At 57.7% G+C, this 21,794-nt stretch carries 14 protein-coding genes; 2 read left to right on the forward strand and 12 right to left on the reverse strand.

Annotated features, from left to right (window positions below; all coding sequences use genetic code 11):
- Positions 1 to 80: 80 nt before the first annotated feature.
- The 10 genes from ACYZUC_RS05565 to ACYZUC_RS05610 all read right to left on the reverse strand — a co-directional run bounded on the left by ACYZUC_RS05565 (position 81) and on the right by ACYZUC_RS05610 (position 18,831).
- On the reverse strand, positions 81 to 827 hold the full coding sequence (locus ACYZUC_RS05565; RefSeq protein WP_008035597.1) for an SDR family oxidoreductase: 747 nt from the start codon (positions 825 to 827) through the stop codon (positions 81 to 83).
- Between the two features lie 114 nt (positions 828 to 941).
- Positions 942 to 3,050 carry a putative bifunctional diguanylate cyclase/phosphodiesterase gene (locus ACYZUC_RS05570; protein ID WP_461994182.1) on the reverse strand — a complete coding sequence of 703 codons (2,109 nt, stop codon included), beginning with the start codon at positions 3,048 to 3,050 and terminating at the stop codon, positions 942 to 944.
- 317 nt (positions 3,051 to 3,367) lie between these two features.
- On the reverse strand, positions 3,368 to 4,843 hold the full coding sequence (locus tag ACYZUC_RS05575; protein ID WP_461994184.1) for an efflux transporter outer membrane subunit: 1,476 nt from the start codon (positions 4,841 to 4,843) through the stop codon (positions 3,368 to 3,370).
- Positions 4,840 to 7,947 carry an efflux RND transporter permease subunit gene (locus tag ACYZUC_RS05580; protein ID WP_253403377.1) on the reverse strand — a complete coding sequence of 1,036 codons (3,108 nt, stop codon included), beginning with the start codon at positions 7,945 to 7,947 and terminating at the stop codon, positions 4,840 to 4,842. Before ACYZUC_RS05580 ends, ACYZUC_RS05575 begins: the two co-directional genes overlap by 4 nt.
- Before the next feature lie 169 nt (positions 7,948 to 8,116).
- Complete coding sequence (locus ACYZUC_RS05585) at positions 8,117 to 11,212, reverse strand: MdtB/MuxB family multidrug efflux RND transporter permease subunit (protein WP_461994186.1); 3,096 nt, start codon at positions 11,210 to 11,212, stop codon at positions 8,117 to 8,119.
- Positions 11,209 to 12,525, reverse strand: a complete 1,317-nt coding sequence (locus ACYZUC_RS05590; RefSeq protein ID WP_461994188.1) for an MdtA/MuxA family multidrug efflux RND transporter periplasmic adaptor subunit — start codon at positions 12,523 to 12,525, stop codon at positions 11,209 to 11,211. The genes ACYZUC_RS05585 and ACYZUC_RS05590 overlap by 4 nt, the downstream gene beginning before the upstream one ends.
- A 441-nt stretch (positions 12,526 to 12,966) precedes the next feature.
- Positions 12,967 to 13,467, reverse strand: a complete 501-nt coding sequence (gene tpx / locus ACYZUC_RS05595) for a thiol peroxidase (protein ID WP_008030203.1) — start codon at positions 13,465 to 13,467, stop codon at positions 12,967 to 12,969.
- Between the two features lie 315 nt (positions 13,468 to 13,782).
- Positions 13,783 to 14,502: a hypothetical protein gene (locus ACYZUC_RS05600; protein ID WP_461994190.1), complete on the reverse strand. Its 720-nt coding sequence runs from the start codon at positions 14,500 to 14,502 to the stop codon at positions 13,783 to 13,785.
- A 104-nt stretch (positions 14,503 to 14,606) separates the two neighbouring features.
- Positions 14,607 to 15,446 carry a hypothetical protein gene (locus ACYZUC_RS05605; protein ID WP_461994192.1) on the reverse strand — a complete coding sequence of 280 codons (840 nt, stop codon included), beginning with the start codon at positions 15,444 to 15,446 and terminating at the stop codon, positions 14,607 to 14,609.
- Between the two features lie 103 nt (positions 15,447 to 15,549).
- Positions 15,550 to 18,831, reverse strand: coding sequence for a hypothetical protein (locus ACYZUC_RS05610; RefSeq protein WP_461994194.1), 3,282 nt, complete (start codon positions 18,829 to 18,831; stop codon positions 15,550 to 15,552).
- 259 nt (positions 18,832 to 19,090) lie between these two features.
- Between ACYZUC_RS05610 and ACYZUC_RS05615 the strand changes: the two genes are divergently transcribed.
- The gene (locus ACYZUC_RS05615; protein WP_461994196.1) at positions 19,091 to 19,516 is read left to right on the forward strand and encodes a YciI family protein; all 426 of its coding nucleotides are present in this window, start codon (positions 19,091 to 19,093) and stop codon (positions 19,514 to 19,516) included.
- 164 nt (positions 19,517 to 19,680) lie between these two features.
- On the opposite strand, the gene ACYZUC_RS05620 is transcribed toward ACYZUC_RS05615, so the two are convergent.
- Positions 19,681 to 20,649 (reverse strand): hypothetical protein, encoded by a 969-nt coding sequence (locus tag ACYZUC_RS05620; protein ID WP_461994198.1) that lies wholly within the window; start codon positions 20,647 to 20,649, stop codon positions 19,681 to 19,683.
- A 48-nt stretch (positions 20,650 to 20,697) separates the two neighbouring features.
- Entirely contained in the window at positions 20,698 to 20,898 is a 201-nt protein-coding gene (locus tag ACYZUC_RS05625; protein WP_461994199.1) for a hypothetical protein, read from the reverse strand.
- A gap of 94 nt (positions 20,899 to 20,992) precedes the next feature.
- Here ACYZUC_RS05625 and ACYZUC_RS05630 point away from each other — a divergent pair, with 94 nt between their 5' ends.
- A complete protein-coding gene (locus ACYZUC_RS05630) occupies positions 20,993 to 21,784 on the forward strand; it encodes a hypothetical protein (RefSeq protein ID WP_461994201.1) in 792 nt (263 codons plus the stop codon).
- The last annotated feature ends 10 nt before the right edge of the window (positions 21,785 to 21,794 follow it).

Genomic DNA, 21,794 nt, shown 5'->3' on the forward strand with positions numbered 1-21,794 from the left:
CTCCTACAGTTGACCGTGTTCCACTGTGGGAGCGAGCCTGCTCGCGATGAGACCAGAACAGGAATCACAACACTTGAGGGCTAGCGTCCGCCACCAAGATCAACAAACGTCCCCGTCGCATACGACGCCTTATCCGACAACAACCACACAATCGCTTCCGCCACTTCATCCGGCCGGCCACCGCGTGCCATCGGAATCGCTGATTCCAGTTTGCTGACCCGGTCCGGATCGCCGCTCAGTGCATGGAAATCGGTGTAGATGTAGCCAGGTCGCACGGCGTTGACGCGGATACCCTCGCCGGCCACTTCCTTGGACAGGCCAACGGTGAAGGTGTCGAGCGCGCCTTTGGAGGACGCGTAGTCGACGTATTCGTTGGGGGCGCCCAAGCGTGCGGCTACCGAGGAGACGTTGACGATGCTGCCACCCTGGCCGCCATGTTTGGGCGACATGCGCAGGATCGCGTGTTTGGCGCAGAGGATCGGCGCCAGGACGTTGGTTTTGAGAATTTTGAGGATGCGGAATTCGGACATTTCGTCGACGCGGGATTTGTGCCCCACGGTGCCGGCGTTGTTGACCAGTGCGGTGACCCGGCCCAGTTCGGTGTCGACCCGGTGAAACAAGGCGATCACTTCGTCTTCGATGCTGACGTCGGCACGGACTGCGATGGCTTGGGCGCCGAGGGCGCGGACTTGCTCGAGCACACGGTGCGCAGCTTCTTCGTCGGATTGATAGTTGATGCAGATCCGATAGCCCTGTTCGGCGGCCAACAAGGCTGTGGCGGCGCCGATGCCGCGGCTGCCGCCGGTGATGACGATGACTTTGTCCATGCGAGCTGTTCCCCGTACTAGCTTAAGCAGTCGGGGCAAAGAATAACCGCCATTGAGGGTTTTTGCATGGGGTGTGTGGAGACTGGACGGGCCCCATCGCCGGCAAGCCGGCTCCTACAGGGGGAGTGACTCGGCGGTAAGCGGTAACGCGGTCGCACGCTCCGCTCGAAGGATGTCGACCATGAAGCGCTCCGCCGGCAGCGGGTGCCCCAGCAGGTAACCCTGCAACGAATCACAGCCCAGCTGGGTGAGGAAATCCTGCTGCACGTCGGTTTCCACCCCTTCGGCGACAATCCGCAAACCCAGTGCCTGGCCCAGCGCGACGATGGCGGAAACGATCGCGGCGTCGTCGCTGTCGCGTTCCAGGTCGCGGACAAAACCACGGTCAATCTTCAATTCGTTGGCCGGCAAACGCTTGAGGTACATCAAGCTTGAATAGCCGGTGCCAAAATCATCGATGGACAGGTCGACGCCCATCTCCGAGAGCTCATTAAGCACCGTCATGCTCGCATCGGCGTCACTCATGGCGGTGGTTTCGGTGATTTCCAGGGTCAGGCTGTTGGCGGGCAAATGGTGCGTGGCCAGGGCTTTGGCGACACTCTGAACCAGGCCTGTATGGCAGAACTGCAACGCCGAGAGGTTCACCGCGATGCGCCAGTCGGTGTAGCCGAGCACGTACCACTCGCGCATCTGGCGGCAGGCTTCGTTGAGCACCCAGTCGCCAATCGGAATGATCAGCCCGGTCTTCTCCGCCAGCTCGATGAATTTGTCCGGCAGCAGCATGCCCTGAGTCGGGTGCACCCAGCGCAACAGCGCTTCGGCGCCGACTGGCCGGCCATTGCTGGCGTCGAACTTGGGCTGGTAATAGAGGCTGAACTGTTGCTGGTCCACGGCATTACGCAGGTCTTGCAGCAATTGCAGTTGTTTGCGCGCGTTGCTGTTCATCGAGGCGTCGAAGAAGCTGTAGCCGTTTTTGCCCGCGCCCTTGGCGTGATACATCGCCGCATCGGCATTCATCAGCAGCTCTTCGGCCGTGTGGCCGTTGCCCGGGTAAAGGGCGATGCCGACACTGGCGGATATCTGCAAATCATGTTCGGCGACGCGGAACGAGCGCGCGATCATTCCGACCTGACGGGCCGCCAGGTTCAGGGCGTCATGTTCGTCACGCAGTTGCACCAGCAAGACAAATTCGTCACCGCCGATCCGCGCCAGGGTGTCCTGGCTGCGCAGATCCTCGCGCAAGCGCAAGCCCACTTCCCGCAGCAGCAGGTCGCCCATGTGATGGCCGAAGGCATCATTGACCGGTTTGAAACCGTCCAGATCGATGAACATCAACGCAAAACAACCGCCCTGCTCCTGCACCCTCGACATGGCCTGGCCGATGCGGTCGGCCAGCAATACCCGATTCGGTAAACCAGTCAGGGTGTCGTGCAGCGCCAGTTGGGTGAGCTCACGATTGGCTTCGGTCAGCGAGCGGGCCAGGTCGGCGGTGCGCGCCTCCAGACGCGCATCCAGAATCGAGGTGAGCAAGGCGATGCTCAACACCGCCAGCGTGGTGATCAAGACCAGACTGTCCAGGCCCTTGCCGCTTAAACCGTTGACCGCCGCGCCACAGAAACTGCCGTCTGGAAACTGCGCCGCAGCCATGGCGGTGTAGTGCATGCCGACGATGGCGATGCCCATGATCACCGCCGCGCCGCCGCGAATCAGCCGGACGTAAGGTGTGTGCTTGCGCAGGCGGAAGGCGATCCATAACGCCGCACCCGAGGCGCCAACGGCTATCAGCAGCGATGCGCTGAACAGCGTCGGGTCGTAATCGATGCCCGGCTGCATGCTCATGGCGGCCATGCCGGTGTAATGCATGGCGCTGATGCCGGCACCCATCACCAGTGCGCCGAACGCCAGTTGCCAGGCCGGTAATTGTGGCTGGCTGACCAGCCACAGGGCAAAGCCGCTGGACAGGAACGCGGTCAGCAGCGACAGCGACGTCAGCGTGACATCGTAGCCAAGGTCAATCGGCAATTTGAACGCGAGCATGCCGATGAAATGCATCGACCACACACCAATGCCCATCGCAAAAGCCCCGCCCGCCGTCCACAAATGCACGGCCCGACCTCGGGCAGTGGCAATGCGCCCGGTCATGTCGAGTGCAGTATAGGAGGCGAGAATCGCTACGAAGAGCGAGATGATAACCAGCGTGGGTGAATAGCTACCGATGAGCATTGGATTTCTCGCGACTACCCCGCCGTACTGCTTCCGTTCTCGGGGGGCAAATCGGGCGATTGTACTGATTGCACAAAAGAACGCACTGGGAAAATTAGCAAAGGGCCATCAAGCCGATGAAACGCTTGTTTGATCGCCCGAAATACCTCTGAATCTCTACCCCTGAACCCCGTCTCCCGCTCTTCTGTAGGAGCTGTCGAGTGAAACGAGGCGGCGATTCTTTCAGGAAATGAAGATCTGGAGCAAGATCAAAAATTGCCGCCTCGTTTCACTCGACAGCTCCTACAGGGTTACGGGGGAATACGGGAATACCGGGGTCAGTTGTTGAGTTCGAGCTGGCCGTCCCATCCGCCGCCCAGCGCCGCAATCAATTGCACGCTGGCGATCAGCCGGCTCTGCAACAAGTCCAGCATGTTGCGTTCATTGTTCAGCGCCGTGGCCTGCACCACGACCACATCCAGATAAGCAATCAACCCGGCCTTGTACTGGTTCTGGGTCAGGCGCAGGGATTCACGCGCCGCGTCCAGTGCCTGTTGACGCACGGTGGATTCGTTTTCCAGGACCTTGAGCTGAACCAGGTAGTTTTCCACCTCACGGAAACCGTCGAGCACGGTTTGGCGGTACTTGGCGACGGTTTCGTCGTAGGCCGCTTCGCTGCGGTCGACTTCCGCCGAGCGCTGACCGCCGTCAAACAGGGTCATCGCCAGTTGCGGGCCGACCGACCAGAAGCGGTTCGGCACGCTGAACCAGTTGGAGGACGTGCTGCTGCTGTAACCGCCGTTCAAACTCAGCGTCAGGTCCGGGTAATAAGCGGCCTTGGCCACACCGATGTTCGCGTTGGCGGCCATCACCGAGCGCTCGGCGGAGGCGATGTCCGGGCGACGTTCGAGCAATTGCGAAGGCAGGTTCAGCGGCACGTCGGGCAGCAGCGGGATGTCCGTGGTTTCTGCGAGGTTGAACTCAGCGGGCGCCAGTCCGATCAGCACGGCAATGGCGTTTTCGAACTGGGCGCGCTGCCAGATCAGATCGACCAACTCGGCTTCGGTGCTCTTGAGCTGGGTGGTGGCCTGTGCCACCGCGTCCTTGCCGGAAACGCCAGCGCGGTATTGGTTTTCGGTCATTTTCAGCGAGCGCTGATAGGCTTCGACCGTCGCTTGCAGCAGGCGCCTTTGCTCATCGATCACGCGCAATTGCAGGTAGTTCTGCACCAGCTCCGACTGTTGGCTCAAACGCATCGCCGCCAGATCGGCAAAACTCGCCTCGGCGTTGGCAGTGTCCGCCTCAAGGCCTCGGCGCAATTTACCCCAGACATCGGCTTCCCAACTGACCCCGGCCTGGGCCGTGTAGGTGTTGCGAATACCGCTGGAGGAACTGCTCAGGCTCGAACTGCTGCTGCCGGTGCCCTGACTGGAACGGTTTTTCCCGGCGGTCAGGTCCACCGTCGGGAAGAAAGCGCCGCGGGCACTGCGCACCAGAGCCTGGGCCTGACGGTACTGGGCTTCGGACTGGGCAACGGTCTGGTTGGCGCTGTTGAGTTTGTCGATCAGGCCGTTGAGCTGTTGATCGCCATACAGCTCCCACCAGGCACCGCGGGCCAGGGAATCGCTCGGGTTGGCCTGACGCCAACCGGCCGCTTCCTTGTACTGCACCGGCGCGGCGGCCGTCGGGCGCTGATAATCCGGGCCGATGGCGCAGGCACTGAGCAGCGCCACGCACAGCGACAGGCTCAACAAACGCGAGCCTCTGGCCGTGATCAGCGGTGCAGACAGGTTGATAAGCGAACGGTCAGTCATAGCGGAGTTTCCAGAGCAGCATCAGTACGCACCCCACGCCATTTATTGAAACGATGGCGCAGTTTGTCGAGATAGAGGTAAACCACCGGGGTGGTGTAAAGGGTCAGCACCTGACTGAAGATCAGCCCGCCGATGATCGTCAGGCCCAGAGGCTGGCGCATTTCCGCACCTTCGGCACGGCTCAGCAGCAACGGCAACGCCCCGAGGATCGCGGCCAGCGTGGTCATCAGAATCGGACGCAGACGTTGCAGGCACGCACTGCGAATCGACTCCAACGGTTCCAGGCCCTTTTGCCGTTCCAATTGCAGCGCGAGGTCGATCATCAGAATGGCGTTCTTCTTCACCACCCCGATCAGCAGAAACAGCCCGAGCAACGAGATCAGGCTGAACTCGCCGCCCAATGCATAGATCGACAACAACGCGCCGACCCCGGCCGACGGCAACGTCGAGAGAATGGTCAGCGGATGAATGTAGCTTTCATACAGCACGCCCAGCACCAGATACACCGCCACCAGCGCGCCAAGAATCATCCACGGCTGGCTCTTTTGCGTGGCGGCAAAAGCATCGGCTGTGCCGGCCATTTTCACGATGACGTCTTCCGGCATGCCGAGCTTGGCAATCGCCCGCTCGATGGCCGCAGTGCCCTGCTCCACGGTCACGCCTTCGGCCATGTCGAAGGAAATGCTTTCGGAGGCGAACTGGCCTTCGTGGCTGACGCGGTCATCTTCCAGGCTGTTTTCGTAATGGGCGATGGTCGACAGCGGAATCCGCGCGCCGTCGGCGGTGATCACCTGGACCTGCTTGAGGGTGATCGGGTCCTGGGCGTATTTCGGATTGACCTCCATCACCACCTGATACTGGTTAAGGCTGTCGTAGATCGTCGAAATCTGCCGCTGGCTGTAGGCGTTGTTCAACACGGCGGTGACCATGTCCATGTCGACGCCGAGGCGTTTGGCCTGATCGCGATCGACGATCAAGGTCACTTGCTGCGCGCCGCGCCCTTCACGGGCATCAATCGCAGTCAGTTCCGGCAACGCCTTGAGCGCGGTGACGACTTTCGGGTACCACTGGCGCAACTCGCCAAGGTCGGCGCTTTGCAGGATGTAGGAATACTGCGAGCTGGTCTGTTCACGACCACCGCCAAACTGCAGGTCCTGATCCGCCATCAGCATCAACTGTGCGCCGGGAACCTTGGGCATTTCCTTGCGCAGGCGTTCGATGACTTTTTGCGCGGACAAGGCCCGTTCCTTGATCGGCTTCAGACGCACCAGCATGAAGGCGTTGTTGGTGCCGTTGGTGCCGCCGATGAAGCCGGCGACGCTTTCCACTGCTTCATCTTTCAACACAGCACGGCGGAAGATTTCCATTTTCGGCTGCATGACGCTGAACGACAGACCATCGTCACCGCGCACGAAACCGATCAGTTGGCCGGTGTCTTGCTGAGGTAAAAACGTTTTAGGAACAACCACATACAGCGCAATGTTAACGCCAACTGTCACGATCAGACTGAGCAACGTCAGACGACGGTGACGCAGCACCCAGTCAAGGCTGGTGGCGTATTTGCCGACCATCCACTCGTTGGCACGCTGGCTCCAGCGCTGCAAACGGTTTTCCTGACCCGGCGTATGTGGCTTGAGCCAACGGGCACACAGCATCGGTGTCAGCGTCAACGAGACCACCAGCGACACCACGATGGACGCCGCCAGCGTGATGGAAAACTCACGGAACAGGCTTTCGATGATCCCGCCCATAAACAGGATCGAGAGGAACACCGCCACCAGCGAGACGTTCATCGACAGCAGCGTAAAGCCGACTTCCTGTGCCCCGAGGTAAGCGGCCTTCATCGGCGGCACGCCTTCGTCGATGTGCCGGGAAATGTTCTCCAGGACCACGATGGCGTCGTCCACCACCAGCCCGGTGGCCAAAATCAATGCCATCAACGACAGGTTGTTCAGCGAGAACCCGTAGAGGTACATCACCGCAAAGGTGCCGACCAGCGACACCGGCACCGCGAGGGTCGGAATCAGTGAGGCGCGGAAGTTACCGAGGAACAGGAACACCACCAGAATCACCAGCGCCACGGCAATCAGCAGGGTCATTTCCGCTTCGTGCAGGGTTGCTTTGATCACCGGCGAGCGGTCCATGGCCAGGTTCAGTTTGACGCTGGCCGGCAACACGGCTTGCAGTGCCGGGAGCTGTGCCTTGATCTCGTTGACGGTCTCGATGATGTTGGCGCCGGCCTGGCGGTTGATCACCAGCAACACCGCTGCGTCGTCGTTGAAGAAACCGCTGTTGTAGCGGTCTTCGACGCCGTCGCTGACCTTCGCCACATCCTTCAGGCGCAGTGCTGCACCGCCGTTGTAGTGGATGATCAGCGATTCGTAGTCCTTGGCCTTTTCCAGTTGATCGTTGGCCTGAACCTGCCACAAGCGCTGACCGTCTTCGACCGAGCCCTTGGGCCGGCGCACGTTGGCGTTGGCGATGGTGTTGCGCACATCGTCCAGCGCCACGCCGTACTGGTTGAGCGCTTGCGGTTCGAGTTCGATACGCACCGCCGGCAAGGAGCTGCCGCCGATCTGTACTTCGCCCACGCCCTGCACCTGGGACAGGCTCTGGGACAGGATCGTCGAGGCCAGATCGTAGAGCTGGCCCTTTTCCAAAACGTCCGAGGTCAGCGACAGCACCATGATCGGTGCCTGGGACGGGTTGACCTTCTTGTAGGTCGGCATGCTGCGCATCCCGCTCGGCAGCAGGTTGCGCGAGGCGTTGATCGCCGCTTGCACTTCCCGCGCCGCGCCGTTGATGTCGCGGTCGAGGTCGAATTGCAGAATCACCCGGGTCGAGCCCTGGCTGGATCGGCTGCTCATAGTGTTGACCCCGGCAATGGCGCCGAAGGAGCGTTCGAGCGGCGTGGCCACGGTCGAGGCCATTACCTCCGGGCTCGCGCCGGGCAGACTGGCCTGGACCACAATCACCGGGAAGTCCATTTGCGGCAACGGCGACACCGGCAGCAAACCAAAGCTCACCCCGCCCAGCAGCATGATCGCCAGGCTCAGCAACATGGTGGCGACCGGGCGCTTGATGAAAGGTCCGGAGAGGTTCATCGACGGCAGCTCCCAACATCCACCCCTGTGGGAGCGAGCCTGCTCGCGATGAGGCCTTCAAATTCAACATTGATGTCGACTGACCGGACGCCTTCGTCGGAACGCCGCCCGGAGACAGGCTCGCTCCCACAAGGAATGCGCTTTGCGGGGATGAAATTTCGGCGAGCCGTCATACCGCGACCTCTTGGGCGTCGGATTTGCCGAAACGACGACCGAGGCGATCGAAGTACAGGTAAATCACAGGCGTGGTGAACAGCGTCAGTACCTGACTCACCAACAAACCACCGACCATCACCAGACCCAACGGCTGACGTAATTCAGCGCCAGAACCGGTGGCGAGCATCAACGGCACCGCGCCGAACAACGCCGCCAGCGTCGTCATCAGAATCGGCCGGAACCGCAGCAGCGCGGCTTGATAGATCGCCGTTTCCGGGTCCATGCCCTGATTGCGCTCAGCGTCGAGGGCGAAGTCGATCATCATGATCGCGTTCTTTTTCACGATACCGATCAGCAAAATGATGCCGATGATCGCGATCATCCCCAGGTCATTGCCACTCAACAGCAACGCCAGCAAGGCGCCGACCGCCGCCGAGGGCAAGGTCGAGAGGATGGTGATCGGGTGGATGTAGCTCTCGTAGAGCACGCCGAGCACGATGTACATGGTCACCACCGCCGCCAGAATCAGCAACAAGGTGCTCGACAGCGAAGCCTGGAACGCCTCGGCCGCGCCCTGGAACTGGGTCTGCACGCCAATCGGCATGCCGATGTCCTTTTGCACTTGCTCGATGATTTGCACCGCATGCCCCAGCGCCACGCCGGGTGCGAGGTTGAAGGACATCATCACCGCCGGGAACTGGCCGATGTGGGTGATCGCCAGTTGTGCCTGACGCTCTTCAATGTGCGCCAGGCTGGACAGGCGTACTTGCCCGCCATCGGTGGTCTTGACGTGAATCTGGTTCAGCGCGTCCGGGCCGATTTTCTCGCCGGACTGCGACTGCAGGACCACGCGGTACTGGCTGGCCTGGGTGTAAATGGTCGAAATCTGCCGCTGACCGAAGGCGTCGTACAGCGCGTCGGTGATGTTCGACACCGATACGCCGACCCGCGACGCGGCATCGCGGTCGATCACCAGATAAACCTGCAAGCCTTTGTCCTGAAGGTCACTGGCGACGTCGGTCAGTTCCGGCCGTTGGGCCAAAGCCTCGACCAATCGACTGCTCCACAGGCTGAGCAGCTCGGAATCCGGCGACGACATACTGAACTGGTACTGCGTGCGGCTGACCCGGTCCTCGATGGTCAGGTCTTGCACCGGCTGCATGAACAGACGGATACCGACCAGTTTGTCGAGTTCCGGTTGCAGGCGGGCAATCACCTCGGTGGCGCTCAGGTCTCGGTTGCCATGGGACTTGAGGTTGATCAGCAGGCGACCGCTGTTCAACGTCGAGTTATCGCCGTCGACGCCAATATAGGACGACAGGCTTTCGACGGCAGGATCCGCGAGGATCACCTTCGCCAGTTCTTGCTGCCGCTCGCTCATCGCCGCAAAGGAAATCGACTGCGGCGCCTCGGAAATACCCTGAATCACCCCGGTGTCCTGCACCGGGAAGAAGCCCTTCGGCACGACCATGTACAGGAACACGGTCAGCGCCAGAGTGCCGATGGCCACCAGCAACGTCAGCGGTTGATGCTTGAGAACCCACTTTAACTTGCGCCCGTAAGCCGCGATCATCCAATCAATTGCTTCGCCGCTGGCCCGGTAGAAACGGCCCTGCTCTTCTTCCTTGGGTTCACGCTTGAGCAACCGCGCGCACATCATCGGTGTCAGGGTCAACGACACGACCAGGGAAATCAGGATCGCCACCGCCAGGGTGATGGCAAATTCGCGGAACAAGCGCCCTACCACGTCGGCCATGAACAGCAGCGGAATCAGTACCGCGATCAGCGACAGCGTCAGGGAAATCAGGGTAAAGCCAATCTGCTTGGCGCCCTTGAGCGCCGCATTCAGCGGGCTGTCGCCCTCCTCGATGAACCGGGAAATGTTCTCCAGCATGACGATCGCATCGTCCACCACAAAACCGGTGGCGATGGTCAGCGCCATCAGGGTCAGGTTGTTCACCGAGAAACCGGCGAGGTACATCACGCCGAAGGTGCCGATCAACGACAGCGGCACGGCCACCGATGGAATGATCGTGGCGCTGGCCCGACGCAGGAACAGGAACGTGACCATCACCACCAGCGCGATGGCGATCAGCAGCTCGTGTTGCACGTCGGTGACGGACGCGCGAATGGTCTGGGTGCGGTCGGTCAGCACAGTGACCTCAAGACCGGCCGGCAGGTTGTCGGTGATGCTCGGCAGCAAAGCCTTGATCCGGTCGACCACCTCGATGACGTTGGCCCCCGGCTGACGCTGAATGTTCAGCAACACCGCCTGGTTTTCATTGGCCCAGGCCGCGAGGCGTTCGTTCTCTGCCCCATCGACGATTTCCGCCACGTCCTTGAGCCGCAACGGCGCGCCGTTGATGTAAGCCAGAATCAGGTTGGCGTAATCCTTGGGCGAGGTCAGTTGATCGTTTGCATCGAGCATCGAGACCCGGGTCGGGCCGTCGAAATTGCCCTTGGGCTGGTTGACGTTGGAGGCGCCGATCAGGGTGCGCACGTCCGACAGGTTCAGGCCGTTGGCCGCCAGGGCCTCGGGGTTGACCTTGATCCGTACCGCCTGACGCTGACCGCCGGCAATGCTGACCATGCCGACGCCGCTGATCTGGGCGATTTTCTGCGCCATGCGCGTATCGACCAGGTCATTGAGCTTGGGCAACAGCATGGTTTTGGAGGTGATCGCCAGGGTTAGCACCGGGGTGTCCGCCGGGTTGACCTTGTTGTACACCGGCGGCGCCGGCAGGTCCTTGGGCAGCAGATTGGTCGCAGCGTTGATCGCGGCTTGCACCTGCTGCTCGGCCACGTCCATGTTGATGTCGAGGCTGAACCGCAGGGTCAATACCGAAGCGCCGCCGGAACTGGTCGAGGCCATTTGCGTGAGGCCGGGCATCTGCCCGAACTGACGTTCGAGCGGCGCGGTGACGGCGCTGGTCATGACGTCCGGGCTGGCGCCGGGATAAAGGGTCATCACGCGAATGGTCGGGTAATCGACCTGAGGCAAGGCCGATACCGGCAACAGCCGATAGGCGATCACACCGGCCAGAATAATGGCCAGCATGCTCAGGGTCGTGGCGACCGGGCGAAGGATGAACAGCCGCGAGATGTTCATGCGCCGCCCTTTTTCGCCTTGTCGGTGGTCGCCGGCTCAGTCGCATCGGCCGCCGATTTACCTTGCAGGTGCCCGGTCGGGGTGGTCGGCACATCCTTGGTGTCGTTGACCACTTCTACTTCGCTGCCTTCCTTCAGACGGTCGGTGCCCTCCAGGACGACACGATCGCCGGCAGCCAGACCTTCGGTGATCACGGTGTTGTCACCATCGCTAGCGCCGACTTTCAACTGGCGGATCGTGACTTTCTTGTCGCCATCCATCGCATAGACGAAGGTGCCGTTGGTGCCGAATTGAATCGCTGCCGACGGCGCGAGTACCACGCCTTTGAGGGTGTCGGCCAACAGGTGGACGTTGACGAACTGATTGGGGAACAGCGCCTGATCACGGTTTTCGTAGCGCGCCTTGAATTTCAGGGTGCCGGTGGTGACGTCGATCTGGTTGTCGAGGCTCTGCAATACACCGGTGGCCTGTATTTGGGTGTCGCCACGGTTCCACGCTTCGGCGGGCAACTTGGCGCCGCTGCGATAGCGGGTCAGCACCACGTCGAGGCTGTTTTCCGGCAAGGTGAACGCCACGCTGATCGGTTGGGTCTGGGTGATGATCGCCAGTGCCGTGGTGTCGTTGGCCGCCACCAGGTTGCCGACGTCGAGCTGACGCAGGCCCACACGTCCGGTAATCGGCGCGCGGATTTTGGTGAATTCGAGATTGAGTTTGGCGTCGTTGACCGCCGCCTGATTGGTCTTGACCGTGCCTTGGTACTGGCCGACCAGCGCTTCGGCGGTATCCAGGGTTTGCTTGGCGATGCTGTCTTCGCGGTACAGGTTGCGATAACGCTCGACATCGACCTGAGCGTTTTTCAATTGCGCCTGATTCTGCAACAAAGTGCCTTCGGCTTGCAGCAAAGCATTTTGGTAAGGGCGCGGATCGATTTCCGCCAGCAAGTCACCGGCCTTGACCATCTGCCCTTCTTCGAACGACACCTTGATCAGCTCACCGCCCACCCGACTACGCACATTAATGGTGTTCAGCGCCGTCACGGTGCCCAACGCCTTGTAATACAGCGGGAAGTCACCCTTGACCGCCGGCGCCACACGCACCGGAACCGGCCCGGTCGCCCCACCGAAACCCGGACGCATGCCACCCGAGCGGCCAGTGTGCCCCGCCACGGCTTTTTGTCCGTTGCCTTCTTTCGGCGCAGCACTGCCAGGCCAGAATTTCCAGCACAGGCCGGCGATGACCAACAAGACAAGCAGGCCGAACAGCCAGCGACGAGGACTACGGGGAGCAGAGGATTGCATTGAATGATCAACCATTGGGCGCGTGGGCTTTTTCTACGGGAGGCTGAACGATAAGCACTGGCGGGTATTTAGCAAAGCGCCTTTACCGGCAATTTACCTTCGGCTTACGTAACAGGAGATTTATCTAAGGCACTGAAGCACAAATGAAAACGGCCTGGACAGAGGGGGCGTTCTCACTGAATTTCCCCGCCGCGCCGGGTCTGCTGTTGTGCAGGGCAAGGCGCGAGAAGCGTGGTTTGGTCATTCCAAATAAGCTTCGAGTAACGCAGCCCTGCACAACAGCAGGCCCGGCCCTTCGGGTTGTGCCTTAAACCGGGCCAGGCTGCGTTGCAGGCCTTGGAAAGGAAACGACATTCCCGGCGGCCTGCGCCTTGCCTGGCCCGCTTTAAGGCGACAACGCGGCGGGGAAATTCAGTGAGAACGCCCCCTAGGCCGTTAACAATTGTAATGAACTGCTTATTTCAGAACAGCGAGCGCCGCTTCGTAGTTCGGTTCTTCAGCGATTTCCTTGACCAGCTCGCTGTGCAGCACATTGTCGTTCTCGTCCAGTACCACAACGGCACGGGCGGTCAGGCCTTTGAGCGGACCATCGGCAATGGCAACGCCGTAGTTCTCGATGAACTCGGCACCGCGCAGGGTCGACAGGTTTTGTACGTTTTCCAGGCCTTCGGCACCGCAGAAACGGGCCTGGGCGAACGGCAGGTCAGCGGAGATGCACAGCACGACAGTGTTGGCGACATCGTTGGCCTGGGCGTTGAACTTGCGAACCGACGTGGCGCAGGTCGGGGTGTCGACGCTTGGGAAGATGTTCAGCACTTTGCGCTTGCCGGCGAAGCTCGCCAGGGTCACGTCGGACAGATTGCCGGCAACCAGGGAAAAGGCTGGCGCCTTGGAACCGGCTTGTGGCAGTTGGCCGTTGACTTGAACCGGGTTGCCTTTAAGAGTGACTTGAGCCATGAACGGAGTCCTTCTGAACGTTGATGTGGAAAATTCGACGAGGCAGAAGTTAACCATGAAATGGGGGTGAGGGCCTATGGGTGGATACAAATCATGTGTAGTCCCTGCGCAAATGGGCACGAGCAGATAATCCGTTGCAGCGAGACGAGCGACAACATACAAAAAGTGGGCCGCTATCGATGATGTTTTTACAGGGAAACTTATTCCAGAAATTGCAACAAGCGTAACGCATACCCTCAGCAAAAAGGAGGCTTATTACAGCCCCCTTCGTAGAGTTTCTAAAGCTATTCACTACACTTATAGATCCAGCCAAACTCAAATCGGCTTCACCACTTCCATAGAAGGTGCCAATGTCGCCCCCTGCTTTAAAATAAACGTAACTTTAAGTGAGCCATAATAAGGATAATCGACACTCCTGTAGCGAACCCTGACATAAACACCTTCCGCCTCCAGTGCATCAACACCATCAGCCAATGACTTACCACCCACATTTTCAACTAGCTCACCATTGATTACCACATCCACATCATAGGGTGAGTTTTGGGGATATGAAATTCTTTTCAACTCGGAAAAAGCAAGACGCTCACTCACTTCATCGTCCAAGAAACTGACATTTAATGGGTAGAATTTACTGTAGTTCAGTTGCAGAATTTTATCCCCATGATCCACGCCATCAAAAATGTATGAAGCGAAACGTGTCATATCGTCAGGAATATAAAGAATATCAATCAAGGAGGACAAAGTATTTGTCTCGAACGCAGAAGAAATAATCTCTGGCTTATCTGACGCCTCACCATACACGCTTATGTGAGTCTGACCATTGCCATACCCCCCATCATGACGTTTTCTGCTGATGAGACAAGCTGCCCCCGCCTGTTCTGCCGGGATTACAATGCTTATCTCGGAAGCACCGCTCAAAACCATTTTTTCAGTTCTATAATCAAATGGATACCGTACATAATTATAATCCGGATTGAAATTCGACATGATTTCAATACCTGAAGTCGCTTCAAAAAAGTCGGGTTTATTACTCATAGCATCACCTTTGTATTCTCGCTTGAAAATTAATTATGGCTGACGCGACAACATTAAAAACAATACTGCTAGCCCTCCCGAATCGCAGGGGCGAGCCGAACTGTTTACACTTCAACTCTCTTTACGACCTCGATAGGAGGCTTAAGCACCATCCCCTCTTGAAAACGCAAGGTCACGTCAAGCGGTCCAAAATATGGATTGTCCGGATTTTTATAACGTACTCTCAACCCCTTGACCCCACCGGTCATCTTCGCCGTCTTATTTGTCGCTGACGACAAACCGTCAAGGCTCGACTTGCCAAATATGTTTTCTACTAATTCTTCTTCCTCGATAAAATCAATATCGTAAGGCGCACCCTCAGGATATGAAACACTTACAATCTTGCTCGACTCAAGAAATTTATAATTCTCATCTTCCAGATTATAGAACTCCAAGGTGTAAAACTCATTGTAATACAATAACAAATCTTGCCGGCCATAATCTTCGCCGTTCAATTTGTATGACGTAAAATACGTCAGATCATAAGGCACAATAAAAAGCCCCAAGGAAGATGTTGCACCTTCCGCACTAAATTCCAAAACATACTTCCCTATACGGCGATCGTCAAAATCAGCTCTAACTGTAACAGGCTCACCCTGGTCGTTCGGATACCCATACCAATGATCATTAGAAAGACCGGGAGCAAAGACATAAACAACCTTTGAATTCAGCGGTGCTTTCATCCTCAACTTAAACAACTTGGGCGTCCCTAGTGCAGCTACAATCATGCTGCCGGTTCTATAGTCAACCGGGTATCGAAAATCCGGACGACCCCAATCCCCCCTCAGAACCTCAAATGAAGTACACGACTCAAAAAAATCCGAAGCATTACTACTTTTATCTACGTTGAACTGACCACTACCGGCCCCCAACTCATATTTGTTCTCAGGTGTTTTATTACTCATGACCGCTTCCTCACTTTCGTTTAAGGAGCACTGAAACACTAAAGCCCAGCGCGCATCGCCACCGCATAGAACTTTTCTAGAAACCCGCTTACACCAAAAATACCTAGATAGTTTCAACTGGAACTTTCAACACACCAAAATCTTTAACCTGCACATCCATATAAACCTTCCGACCTACGCCCCCTCCAGTATCTCTGGCCCGTATAGTCTTCTTCGCCCCCCCTGCCGCAGGCGAACCAATCGCCACAAACTCGTCAGAAGGAGGTAACAACTCGATAGCAATCCCTTGTTCTTCAACGCCGACAAATTTGCACTTCCAGCCCACAAAAGCGCTGTCTTCAGTTTTCGGCCTGATAGAAAGTTCGTAGCTTTTATTGAATTTAAGCAATAAGGAATTCGCCCCATGATTCACGCCGTCGCACCAGATACTCAGTCCGCCCGAAGGCAACCCTCTGAGGTACCTGAACGTCCAGGACGCTGTAACCGCGCCACCGTAGTCCAGACACAACTGATGGCGCTTGAGCGACGCGGGATTATCCACTCCCTTGATTTCGGCGACAGTGGAAGCCTTCATTACAAACGGAGCAGGCAACACGACTGAGGGATTTTCGGCGTCGCCCGCCCACTTGAATGCAACTGTCCTTCCAATAAGCAGGCTGGAATCGGGCACTTTCAACGTCAAACTTGCGGAGTCTTTGGTGAGCGTCAGGCCCTCAATCTCCAAGTCGACCGGAGTTGCAGTTCCACCCTGAGGGGTGATCTCGAAGGCACTCAATTCATCGTTTAATTTGGGCGACAGAACAACAACCGGCTCCATAACCAGCTTCGCATCCTGCCCGTAACCAACTTCCGCAATGAATGTACCGCTTCGGCTAACAGGGCCGGTAAACGCCCATTCATACACGGTGGTCGGCTGGCCAAATGCAGGCCGGCAAGTCACATCACTCACAGGCAGCGTGCCTCCCCCATACTTCATCGCCAGGGGTTTACCGGCAATGGGGCTGGTTGCCTTGGGCACCAATGAAAACGTTCCCGGTTGGCCACGCAACAGCACAACGCCTTGAGCCGGCAGCGGCTGGCCGGCAAACAGGAGGTCGGCTTCGTCGCGCAGGTTGGCCGACAGCACGGTGCTGAGCGCGAAGGTGATCAACGTAACGCCGCTTGGACCGGCCACTGTAAAGTGGAAGGTGCCGCTTTTGGCCGCGGGGCCCGTGATGCTCCAGCTATGAGGCTTGGTCGCCTGCCCCAGTGCCGGTACGCATTGGAAGTCCCCTGCGACCAAACCGGTGCCACTGCCCCATCGCAAACTCATCAGCAGATTGGCCACCGGACTGCCCGCTTTCGGCTCCAGGGTCAACGTACGCGGTTTGCCCCGGATGAACACCTTGCCTTCGGCCGGGATGACGGCGCCATCAAGCTTGACGGTCACGTCGTCCGCAAGGTTGCGCGACAACAACATGCAAATTGCCAGTTGCCCCAGCGCCACCCCACCCGGGCCGACCAGTTTCAGCTGGAACGTACCGCTCTTGGTGGCGGAGCCGGTAATTTGCCAACTATTGAGTTTTGTTGGCAGGTCAAGCGCCGGGGTGCATGTCAGATCTGCTTTGACCAATCCCGTGCCGGCATGCCATTGCAAACTTTTCATCAAGTTGGCGACCGGGCTGCCCGCGTTCGGCACAAGGGTCAGGGTTCTTGCAACGCCTCTGGTGAAAACCGTGCTTTCCGACAGTTTCACACCGTCGACCAGGAACTCGCCCTCATCGGCGAAGTTTTTCGACAGCAATACACACTCTGGCAATTTAACTGGCGTAGTCATGCCCTCGCCAACCAACTCGAACTGGAACGTGCCGCTCTTGTCTGCGGGGCCGGTGATGCTCCAGCTGTGGTCTGCGGTATAGGTGTCGAGGGCGGGTTCGCAAGTAAATTCTTCGGCCCGCAGCCCTTCCCCTTTGATCCATCTCAACTTCAGAGGCAGGCGGCCCAGTGGACTGCCCGATTTGGCAACCACTGTCAGCGTTTGTGCCTCGCTCCTGAAGAAGACCTGCCCTTCTGCCGGGATTTCCACGCCGCCGATCCGCACTTCGGCTTCATCATTCAGATCAGTCGACAACAAGGCGTTGAGTGCCACCGTAAGCGGCAGGGCAATGCCCAGGCACGTGAATATCAGCTGGAAAGTACCGCTCTTGTTGGATCCGGTGACGCTCCAGCGATGATCTGGCGTTGAAACGCCAAAACCAGGGCTGGACACCAAGTCTGCTTCATCGAGACCGCTGGTGATCACGCGTGTCAGCGTCACCGCAAGGCCCTCTACCACCGAACTGCTCTCTTTGGGCACCAACGTAATAACGCCAGGCCGACTGCGGAAGAAAAAGTTGCCGTCCAACGTGACAGGTTTACCGTCAATCCGGACCTCCACCTCATCTGTGAGATCGCCTGCAAGCACCCGTCCGTCGTGCTCCCAAGGCTGAGCCACTTCCTGGCTATAGATGACTAACTTGACCCGACCACTCTTCTCCTCGTTCGAGGTGACGGACCATTTGAACTCTCCAGACACTAGATCCGGTTGCTGCCATACAGTGTCTGCAGGCACGGCAACAATGTTCAGCCCCCCCTCATTAATCAACGCTAACCTGAGTGTTTTTGCGATTGCCGGCTCGACTTTCACGGTTACTTCGTTCGCTTGCCCACGACGCAGTAGAACGGGTGAGCGCCACGCCACGGGCAAACCGTTGACTTTAAGGTCCGCCTGCTTCCAGGGACTCTCGGCATACACCTTGATTGGAAAACTGTGTTCGACCGTGGTGCCGTCATAGGGGTTGAACACCTTGGCCGTAATCGACTGTTCGCCGTCCGCTGTGAAGGTGTGACTGAACGTGCTCCAGCCCAGATCGTTGGTTTTTTTCGGGCTTGCGGGTTGCCCACCGACGAACCATTGAACCTCGATGTCTTTCAGTAGTTTTTGGGTGTAGGCAGACACTACCTGGACCTCGGCGGTGACAACTTCATTTATCAGTGGCGCACCGATCGGATTGCGTTTGCCCAGGAATTCACGCAGGTAATGCCCCAACTGCACCGCAATAACGAAGGGCTCTGCGGTGAACTCGGTCTGTATCCGGCAATCGAAGGCGAGCTCTTCGCCGTCGTCCGGGCAATTGACCGTCCACTCACATCCCTGCTCCGAAAACGTCTGGTACTCGCCAGACGCGGGGACGGCCTGGAACGGAAGGGTTTGCCCGGCAGCGGGATTTACGCTGACGCCGTGTCCGACCCACGGACTGATGGCTTCGCCGACTGCGGTGAGCGTATGCCCGCGTTCGCCTGAAGCCCCGTAACAAAAATAAACGGGAGAAGTTTCGGTGGCTCCGATTTTAAGGTTCGAGGTCATGACGCGTTTCCGATAGTTGGAAGTGGACAAAAAACTGGCCACTCGACTATCGAGAAAAAAAGCAGCTGCGGGCACTGTCAGAAATGACAGTTAACAAGATCCATTCACAATAAGTACGCGATAAAAACCGTTGTATTGGAATAAGCGGCTTGAGCCACGTTATTCCGATGACGGGCAATATCTTTGGGAAGCGCTGTCGATTTAAACGTCGGCCAATCGACCATGCTGTGAGTCACTCACATCCATTGGAGACAACCCCATGCGATTCATGATCATTGTCAAAGCCAGCCCCGACTCCGAGGCCGGCGTCATGCCCAGCGAAGAACTGTTGACCGCGATGGGCAATTACAACGAGGAACTGGTCAAGGCCGGGATCATGCTGGCCGGAGAAGGCCTGCACCCCAGCAGTAAAGGCGCGCGCGTGCGTTTTTCCGGTGACAAGCGCTCGGTGATCGACGGCCCGTTTATCGAGACCAAGGAATTGATCGCCGGCTACTGGCTGTGGCAAGTGAAGTCGAAAGAGGAAGCGATCGAATGGGTCAAGCGCTGCCCCAACCCGATGCCGGGTACCGAAGCTGAAATCGAGATCCGCCAAGTGTTCGAGGCGGAGGATTTTGGCGCAGAGTTCACGCCGGAACTGCGGGAGCAGGAGGAGCGGCAACGAGAGCAGATGAACAAACTCTGAGCCCCCCCACCATAGCGCCACGATCACGTCCAGGTCCTGTGCCATTGAACGGACGTGATCGGGAGTACCCGTTTAACCTGATATTTATCGGGGCGGCATACTCGATGAGCAATCTTACGCGTGGGTATGGGCTCCCCCCCGCTATAGCTGCAGCTTTTTCACGGCTAAACGATATTAATGGTTCTTGGAGAACCAGGTTTTCCGCGAACAAAGGTGTGGGCAGTAATCACACCAACCAACTCCCCCTGTTTAAACTGTACAGAGCTGAATGCATTTTCACCGGTGAATTCAAGTTTCAGACGACTACCGTCTGCCCTAAGCCATTCAACCTTAACCCCCTTCTTCAACTGAACCCCCTTCATGGATCTAGTCGTCAATGTTCTTGAACTGCCAACCGTCTGCAGAATAATGGTTGTCAGTATGACACCACCGCCTTGATAGCCCACGTCCACTGGCAGATGAATAAATTCTTGCGGGCCACTCTCCAGACTCAATTTGATTGATAAGTTTCCATCCGTATCGTCACCGCAATCCAGGCTCCAACGAGCAACGGGGTTGAGTGTTTGAGATCCTTCTGGCGGTTCGAACACTGGAATCAGGTTCGGGGGTGTCACTGCATCCGATGACAATACAATGTTCTGGCCTATTAGCGGGCTACCAGGAAGAGGTTCCACCTCAATTAAATTGCTGCTATTTCTCACCGCATAAACAACATCCCCAGACTTGAGCTCTTCGCCATTAATCCGGATGACTAACTGTTCAATTGGCTTGGGTGACATGACCTGACAAGGGATTTCCAACGGCATAATCAATTGCCGGCTCATTAGAACGAACGCAAGAGCACCGCTCTTTCCAACCTCCGGACTGATCTTATAACTTAACTTTCCATCGACCAGCGTGTGCCAAAATTCCAATGCCGGCTCCACCCGGAGTTCAACACCCTCTTTATTATCAACGACCGCCAGATAAATCTCTTCAGCAACTTCCGGTGCAGCTTCTATTTCGAAAGTACTGTCTTCTCCATAAAGCAGGGCGAGGGTCTCGTTCGGCAATACCGGCTTGCCGTTGAAGAGTATCGTGGCTTCGTCCCAGGAACGATCGGAAGCTGTTTTTTTATTGGGCTGGTTCATCATGGTGTGTTCTCGATAATCGTCGGTGATTGAAAACTGGGCATTTAACTATCAGCGAAAAACACGCCGCCGAAAACTGTCACAAATCACAGGTCGCAAAGACTGATCGGCAATATGCCGGCTGCTTTTTATTCGAATACGGAATGCCATCCCGCGTTCTGTTTGATGCGCATGATCATCATCAACAACCACTTCACAGGCGGAGAAATGCGCCTTTCGACTGGATAACCCACCGACAACTGCTAACGTCATCAGACATGTCCTACAGGCTTGATAGGAAAGAGATTACGCATAACGGCCGCCAAGTGCCGAGTAGACCAATGAGCCACCAAGGAACCGGGGAATCATGTCGAACACTCCAGGAGCGAGCGCCCTTTTGTTGGCGGCCTCAATAACGTCCGCCGTGTGTGCCCAGGCGGACAACGCCGACACGGCGAACAAAAGTAACAACCCGTTGAACCTCGCACCGGGGATGAACCTGCAGGACTACTACACCCCGAAGTACTACGACTCGAATATCCACACCAACGATTTGCTGGTGCGCGGGACGCTGCCGATTGCGCCCAACGACTTCATCGGCGTCCCGCAATTGCTGCGCGCCACCGCACCGATCAGCACCCGTCCCGATCCGCACGGTGGCTACAGCACCGGCGAAGGCGATCTGAACCTGTTCGATATCTTCCTGCTCAAGACCGAGGGCGTGCAGTTGGGCATTGGCCCGATGATCACCGCGCCCTACGCCGATCGGGACGAACTCGGCACCGGCAAGTGGCAAGCGGGGCTGGCGGCCATTGCGATTGATTCATCGCCTCGTGGCTTGCTTGGTGCGTTGGTGCAATACCAGAGCTCTTTCGCCGGCGACAGCGACCGCCCGCATGTTGAATCGGCCACCCTGCAGCCGTTTGTCATTCACAACCTCGATAGAGGCTGGTACCTGCGCTCCACCGCGACCTGGACCTTCGACCTGAAGAACGACACCCATTACATCCCCCTCGGTCTGGGTGCCGGCAAGGTCTGGAAATCCGGGTCCAATATTCTCAACGCCTTCATCGAGCCGCAGTGGACCGTCGAGCACAAGGGCGATGGCTTGCCGCAGTTCACGCTGTTCGCGGGGATCAACGTCACCTTCGGCAAATAAGGACCTTATT

Source organism: Pseudomonas sp. GT1P32, from assembly GCF_054897805.1.

Excerpts from the sequence above, each read along its gene's own strand:
- ACYZUC_RS05565 (WP_008035597.1), bottom strand. The coding sequence starts at position 827 with ATGGACAAAGTCATCGTCATCACCGGCGGCAGCCGCGGCATCGGCGCC.
- ACYZUC_RS05570 (WP_461994182.1), bottom strand. The coding sequence starts at position 3,050 with ATGCTCATCGGTAGCTATTCACCCACGCTGGTTATCATCTCGCTCTTC.
- ACYZUC_RS05575 (WP_461994184.1), bottom strand. The coding sequence starts at position 4,843 with ATGACTGACCGTTCGCTTATCAACCTGTCTGCACCGCTGATCACGGCC.
- ACYZUC_RS05580 (WP_253403377.1), bottom strand. The coding sequence starts at position 7,947 with ATGAACCTCTCCGGACCTTTCATCAAGCGCCCGGTCGCCACCATGTTG.
- ACYZUC_RS05585 (WP_461994186.1), bottom strand. The coding sequence starts at position 11,212 with ATGAACATCTCGCGGCTGTTCATCCTTCGCCCGGTCGCCACGACCCTG.
- ACYZUC_RS05590 (WP_461994188.1), bottom strand. The coding sequence starts at position 12,525 with ATGGTTGATCATTCAATGCAATCCTCTGCTCCCCGTAGTCCTCGTCGC.
- tpx (WP_008030203.1), bottom strand. The coding sequence starts at position 13,467 with ATGGCTCAAGTCACTCTTAAAGGCAACCCGGTTCAAGTCAACGGCCAA.
- ACYZUC_RS05600 (WP_461994190.1), bottom strand. The coding sequence starts at position 14,502 with ATGAGTAATAAACCCGACTTTTTTGAAGCGACTTCAGGTATTGAAATC.
- ACYZUC_RS05605 (WP_461994192.1), bottom strand. The coding sequence starts at position 15,446 with ATGAGTAATAAAACACCTGAGAACAAATATGAGTTGGGGGCCGGTAGT.
- ACYZUC_RS05610 (WP_461994194.1), bottom strand. The coding sequence starts at position 18,831 with ATGACCTCGAACCTTAAAATCGGAGCCACCGAAACTTCTCCCGTTTAT.
- ACYZUC_RS05615 (WP_461994196.1), top strand. The coding sequence starts at position 19,091 with ATGCGATTCATGATCATTGTCAAAGCCAGCCCCGACTCCGAGGCCGGC.
- ACYZUC_RS05620 (WP_461994198.1), bottom strand. The coding sequence starts at position 20,649 with ATGATGAACCAGCCCAATAAAAAAACAGCTTCCGATCGTTCCTGGGAC.
- ACYZUC_RS05625 (WP_461994199.1), bottom strand. The coding sequence starts at position 20,898 with ATGACGTTAGCAGTTGTCGGTGGGTTATCCAGTCGAAAGGCGCATTTC.
- ACYZUC_RS05630 (WP_461994201.1), top strand. The coding sequence starts at position 20,993 with ATGTCGAACACTCCAGGAGCGAGCGCCCTTTTGTTGGCGGCCTCAATA.